4 protein-coding genes are annotated in these 6335 nt (G+C 48.6%); 3 read left to right on the forward strand and 1 reads right to left on the reverse strand.

The window, feature by feature from the left end; all coding sequences use genetic code 11:
- Positions 1–260: 260 nt before the first annotated feature.
- Complete coding sequence (locus AC1DUA_RS19020) at positions 261–2003, forward strand: EAL domain-containing protein (RefSeq protein ID WP_477501262.1); 1743 nt, start codon at positions 261–263, stop codon at positions 2001–2003.
- A 6-nt stretch (positions 2004–2009) separates the two neighbouring features.
- Here AC1DUA_RS19020 and AC1DUA_RS19025 read toward each other — a convergent pair whose 3' ends face one another.
- The gene (locus AC1DUA_RS19025) at positions 2010–2759 is read right to left on the reverse strand and encodes an HAD family hydrolase (protein ID WP_477501263.1); all 750 of its coding nucleotides are present in this window, start codon (positions 2757–2759) and stop codon (positions 2010–2012) included.
- Between the two features lie 133 nt (positions 2760–2892).
- On the opposite strand from AC1DUA_RS19025, the gene polA reads away from it, so the two are divergent.
- The gene (polA, locus tag AC1DUA_RS19030; RefSeq protein WP_477501264.1) at positions 2893–5556 is read left to right on the forward strand and encodes a DNA polymerase I; all 2664 of its coding nucleotides are present in this window, start codon (positions 2893–2895) and stop codon (positions 5554–5556) included.
- A 35-nt stretch (positions 5557–5591) separates the two neighbouring features.
- Positions 5592–6335, forward strand: a 744-nt coding sequence (gene mutM / locus AC1DUA_RS19035; protein WP_477501265.1) for a DNA-formamidopyrimidine glycosylase, incomplete at its 3' end; no start/stop codon positions are given.

Genomic DNA, 6335 nt, shown 5'->3' on the forward strand with positions numbered 1-6335 from the left:
ATGCTATTCAGAGCCAGCAAGTTCTCGTAGCGGTCATCTACCGCCAAGATTTTGACTTGTTGTTCCATTTCAAATCCTTTCCGTGCTTGTACAAGCGCTTGTACGCACCTAGCAATCGTCCTTCTATTTTTTCGTGGCAAAAAGGCAATTCCCTCTTTTTTATTTCAACTCTTTACACACATTTTACATATTGATAATAAAGCCTGCCATTTGGTTTGATAGACTGAGAATAAACTTAAATGACGCAAGGGATGATGGACATGGGTATTCAGTCAGAAGAGCTGCTCCAATTTTACGATATCATTGAAAAAGGTTCCATTTATTCTGTCTATCAGCCTATTGTTTCTATGCAAGATGGTCTAGTAATGGGGTATGAAGCACTAATTCGTGGTCCCAAAGATAGTAATTTCCACTCGCCGCTAGCAATGTTTCAATTTGCCGAGCAGCACGGTGAGTTGTACAAGCTTGAGCAGTTGGCGCGTGAGAAAGCCATTCAGGGGTCCATTTTGGAGCATCCGCAGCAATTGCTTTTTATTAATATTTCTTCGCATGTGCTGTATGATCCTGGGTTTGTTCCGGGGAAAACGCTGGAAATTTTACAGAAATACGGGCTCCGTCCAAACAACGTCGTTTTTGAAATAACAGAAAGAACCTCCATTGAGGATTTCTCCCTAGCCCAAAAAATATTGGCGCATTACCGGAAACAAGGTTATCGGATTGCGATCGATGATGCTGGCGCGGGGTATTCGTCTATGCAGGCAATTGCCGAGCTTCAGCCGGATTTTATCAAGATCGATCGATCTCTCATCCAGGATATCCATATCAACAAAGTAAAAGAGTACATATTGGAAACATTCGTTACTTTTGCACAAAAAATGAACATCTCTTTGATCGCTGAAGGCATTGAACATGTCGATGAACTGACTAAATTGGCAAGGCTTGGCGTGCATTATGCCCAAGGATTTTTGCTGGGAAGACCGCAGCAGCATGCGGCTACGATTCAGGACAGCTTGAAGATGTTGATTTGGCAGCAGCGCAAAGTACAAGGAGGCCATATGACCTGGGCGATTGGCGATCTGAAAACACCTGTGAAAGTGTTCGACAAGAAAGTGCCTATATCGGAAGTGGCGGATTATTTCAAGAAGAATCAAGAATCTGTTGGAGCTGTCATCGTTAGTGAAGAAGTACCAGTCGGCCTAATGATGAGAGATCGTCTGTTCCAGCAGTTGGCGGGACAATATGCGTTTTCTTTATTTTGGAATCGGACGATTGACAGTGTCATGGATGACTCGCCGCTTATCGTGGACGAGTTTATTTCAGTCGAGCAAGTGTCTCAGATGGCGACTTCTCGGTCGATTCATCATTTATATGACCTTGTGATCATTACAAGCAATGGGAAGATGGCAGGGATTGCTTCGATCCGAGCTATTCTAGAGAGCATAACTAATGTTCGGATGGAATCAGCTCGAGTGGCGAATCCACTGACAGGCTTGCCAGGGAATTTGCAAATTAACCGGGAATTGAATAAACGGATTCATGAGAATAAGCCATTCCATGTTGTCTATGCGGATCTGGACTATTTCAAATGGTTCAATGACAGATTCGGTTTTCAAAAAGGGGACCAACTGATTCAGTACACCGCGGATATTATGCAGCAGGCGATTTCGGTTTGCGGGACCCCGCTTGATTTTGTGGGGCATGTGGGAGGCGATGATTTTATCGCGATTTCTTCTACGGACGAGCCTGAGCTTCTGTGCCAGGAAATGATTCGCAGGTTCGAGATGGGCGTGCAGATGTTCTATGAAGATGAGGAATGGGAGTATGTGTGGGACCGGAGCGGCAACAAGGTTAAAAGCGAGGGAGTCACACTGTCGCTATCTTTAGTTGTTTGCAGCTGTGAATCTCCCATTTCACTTGAATATATTTCACATACCGCGGCTATCCTCAAGAAGAAAGCCAAGGCGTATCCAGGCAGCATTTATTATTTCCATAATATAGGGTGAACACGTTTAGAAGGTGTAGATCAACTGTTTAAATGAACGGATGATAACGACCTTCTGTTTACCGATTCGTCGTTCCGAAATTTTCTTCATATTCCCGGGATGTATCCAGATGGCGTCTAGACCGCTGGATGCGGCTCCTACCACGTCATTGCGCCACGAGTTACCAACCATCACACTTTGGCTTGAAGCCGCGTTCATGGTCTTCAGAGCTCTCTCAAATATAGCTGGGTGCGGTTTACGCGGACCGTCCTTCTCCGAGCTAAATAAGCGATCCTCGGTTATCCAGCGGGTCAGCTTCAATTTATCCAAATTACTTTGCAATCTTCTGCGATTTCCGTTACTGATAATAGCAAGCTTATAGTTCTGGGACAAAGCCTCAAGTGTGTCCTCTACGCCAGGAAAAAGCGCAACAAAATAGTCCTCTTGCTCCTCGACCTGTTCAAAAAAAGCTCGAGTAAACGCCGTGCTGACATTCACGGGTAGAGGATTCAGCGCCTTGCGCAAACAAGTATGTCTAAGCTCATCCGGCGATAAGGGACTACGCACAGGAGCTTTGCGGTGCCGGCTCCATTCCATTTTATAACTCTGAAGAACATCCTGGGCAGTGAAGAAAGATTCGTCCGGCTCCCACCTCGCCGTATAGTCATTCATAACCTCAAGGAATGCAGAGTCAAAGCATTGTCTGCGATCCAAAATCGTATTGTTCATATCGAAAAATATAACCTTTTTACGTGTTGGTGAGAAAAAAGGGCTCATTCGGAGAACCTCCTTCTGAAGACCGGAACATCGATTAATGGATTCCTTACATGTTTATGTGCGCTAGCGTTTTTTTATTTTAATTTCGTATGCTATGATGAAGGAAGTATGTCTAAAAACGGGGTGCGAACTTATGGATAAGCTTATTATTATTGATGGTAACTCGATTGCAAACAGAGCTTTCTATGCTTTACCGCTTCTCAGCAATTCTAGTGGATTACACACAAATGCTGTTTATGGTTTTACAACCATGCTGCTCAAATTAATAGAAGAAGAAAAGCCGACGCATTTTCTTGTTGCTTTTGATGCCGGGAAGATTACGTTTCGACATAAAGAATATACCGAATACAAGGGCGGACGGGCCAAAACGCCGTMGGAGCTTTCCGAACAGTTCCCACTGATCAAAGAATTGCTGAAAGCGTTCAAAATTCCGCAGTTTGAGCTATCTGGCTATGAAGCTGACGACATTATCGGTACGCTGACCAAAGCCGCAGACGCCAAGGGTGAGCAAGTGCTTCTCGTTTCCGGAGACAAGGATATGCTGCAGCTTGCTTCTGATCATGTTACTGTTGCGATAACTCGCAAAGGAATTACGGAAGTTGAGCTTTATAACCCTGCTGAAATCAAAGAAAAATATGGTTTAACACCCGCGCAGATTATTGATCTCAAAGGACTTATGGGCGATACGTCGGATAACATTCCGGGTATTCCGGGAGTTGGGGAGAAGACTGCGCTCAAGATGCTCCATGAATTCGGCACTGTTGAAGAAGTGCTTGCGAATACGGCCAGTCTGAAGGGCAAAATGAAGGAAAAAGTCGAGGAGCACGCGAAAGACGCGATCATGAGTAAAGAGCTCGCGACAATCTTCCGTGAAGTGCCCATGGAAACCGAGTGGGATACGTTCCGTTACGACGGTTATGATGGACAAGCCTTGGCTGGCATGTTCCGTAAGCTGGAATTTAAATCCTTGCTGGAGAAAATGGATTTCGGCACGGTGGATTTGGAAGCGGAAGGACAAGTCGTTGAAAGCATGGAAGCGGTTGTTGTTACCGAAGCCAATGTGGGCGAGCTAGTTGGCAAATTAAGCGATAGCGGAGCCATTCATATAGAAGCTGTCGGCGAAAATCCGCATCAAGCTGTCAATGTCGGCGTGGTCTGGTTTACGCATGATGGCGACGTGAATACGTCTTATTATGTACCTATCCAGCTGCTCAAAGGGGAAGCAGGCGAACCGCTGCGCGCATGGTTGGCAGATGATACGAAGAAGAAGCAGCTTTTTGACCTGCATCGCTCGATTCTCGCTTTGGCATGGCAGGGCATCGTGCTCAAAGGCGTGGATTTCGACGCCTTGCTGGCCGCTTACCTGCTCGACCCTACGGAGTCGAATCTTACTTTGAGCGGCTTATCGGCGAAATACAGCCTGCCTGGCCTCAAGGCAGACGAGGACGTGTTCGGCAAAGGCGCGAAATTCCGCCTGCCGGAGCTCTCAGCGCTTAGCGACCACGTGGGACGCAAAGCAATGGCAACCGCGCGCCTGGTGCCGGTGCTGGCGGGAGAGCTGGAGAAGGGCGAGATGCATCAGCTCTTCTACGAGCTGGAACAGCCGCTGGCTAGCGTGCTGGCAGAGATGGAGCTGCGCGGCATCGCCGTGGACGCGGAAGGGCTTAAGGCGCTCGGCATGGAGCTCGTAAATAAGCTGGACACGATTATGTCCAGTATTTACAAGCTCGCCGGCGTGGAGTTCAACATCAACTCGCCGAAGCAACTTGGCGAGATTCTATTCGAGAAGCTGGGGCTGCCAGCTTGGAAGAAGACCAAAACCGGCTACTCGACAGATGCCGAGGTGCTGGAGCGCCTCGCGCCCTACAACGAAGTGGTCGGGCAGATCTTGAACTACCGTCAGCTTGCGAAGCTGCAATCGACGTATGTCGAAGGGCTGCTGAAAGAAGTGCGGCCAGAGACCGGTAAGGTGCATACCTATTACCGGCAGACCATTGCCGCCACAGGACGGCTCAGCAGCCAGTTCCCGAACCTCCAGAACATTCCGATTCGTCTGGAGGAGGGCCGGAAGATCCGCAAAGTGTTCGTGCCATCCGAGCCTGGATGGTACATTCTCGCTGCGGATTACTCGCAGATCGAGCTGCGCGTGCTTGCGCACATCTCGCAGGATGAGAATCTGAAGGAGGCTTTCCTTCAGAATATGGACATCCACACGAAGACGGCGATGGACGTCTTCGGGGTGGAAGAGAGCGCCGTCGACGCGAATATGCGGCGTCAGGCCAAGGCCGTTAACTTCGGGATCGTTTACGGGATCAGCGACTATGGCTTGTCTCAGAACTTAGACATTACTCGCCGGGATGCAGCGCAGTTCATTGAACAGTATTTTGCTGTCTTCCAGGGTGTTCGCAAATATATGGATGATATCGTGAAGGATGCGCGCAGAGACGGCTATGTGACGACTCTGCTGCAGCGCCGTCGGTATTTGCCGGAGATTACTCACTCCAACTTCAATCTGCGTTCCTTCGCTGAGCGTACTGCGATGAACACGCCGATTCAAGGTACGGCGGCTGACATCATTAAGCTTGCTATGGTGCAGATGGACGCTCGCTTGAAGCAAGAGGGCTTGAAGAGCCGCATGCTGCTTCAAGTACACGATGAGCTCGTCTTCGAGGTCCCGGAAGAGGAACTCGAGACGATGCGACGCCTTGTGCCGGAAGTTATGGCAGGGGCATTGAAACTGGACGTGCCGCTGAGTGCGGACGTTGATTATGGCCTTACTTGGTATGACGCCAAGTAAGGAAGGCTGAACTACTACTAAAGAGGTGAACATCCGTGCCTGAACTACCCGAAGTCGAGACGGTCAAGCGCACACTGAACAATCTGATCACCGGTAAAACGATCGAGCAGGTTCAGGTCAGGCTGCCCCGCATCATACAGAAACCTGATGATATTCAGATGTTTGAAGTGCTGCTGCAAGGTCAGCAGATTGAAACGATTGAGCGCAGAGGCAAGTTTTTGCGATTTGTTTTGACGGATTACGTCATGGTCTCACATCTGCGGATGGAAGGCCGCTATGGTGTATACAGCAGTGAAGATCCACTGGAGTCTCACACGCATGTGCTGTTTCGGTTTACCGATGGCAGCGAGCTGCGGTACAAGGATGTGCGGCAATTTGGCACGATGCATCTATTCCCTAGAGGGGAAGAGCTTACGCAGCCTCCGCTGCACAAACTTGGTTTGGAGCCACTGGATGAGGCTTTCACATTCGAGGCTTTCCGGGACCGGATAGCCCACAAAAAGACGAAGATTAAGCCGCTGCTGCTGAATCAAGAATATATTGTGGGTATCGGTAATATTTATGTAGACGAGTCCCTTTTCTTAGCAGGTATTCACCCGGAACGCGAGGCGTCGTCGCTCAGCAAGAAGGAGCTCATGTTGCTGCATGAGGCGATTATTCGTACGCTAAGTGAATCCGTTGAAGTGGGAGGATCTTCGATCAAATCGTATGTCAACGGTCAAGGTGAGATCGGCTTATTCCAGCATCAGCTGAACATTTATGGCAGACAGTCACAGAGC

Source organism: Paenibacillus sp. 01T422 (assembly GCF_056398785.1).

Excerpts from the sequence above, each read along its gene's own strand:
- AC1DUA_RS19020 (WP_477501262.1), top strand. The coding sequence starts at position 261 with ATGGGTATTCAGTCAGAAGAGCTGCTCCAATTTTACGATATCATTGAA.
- AC1DUA_RS19025 (WP_477501263.1), bottom strand. The coding sequence starts at position 2,759 with ATGAGCCCTTTTTTCTCACCAACACGTAAAAAGGTTATATTTTTCGAT.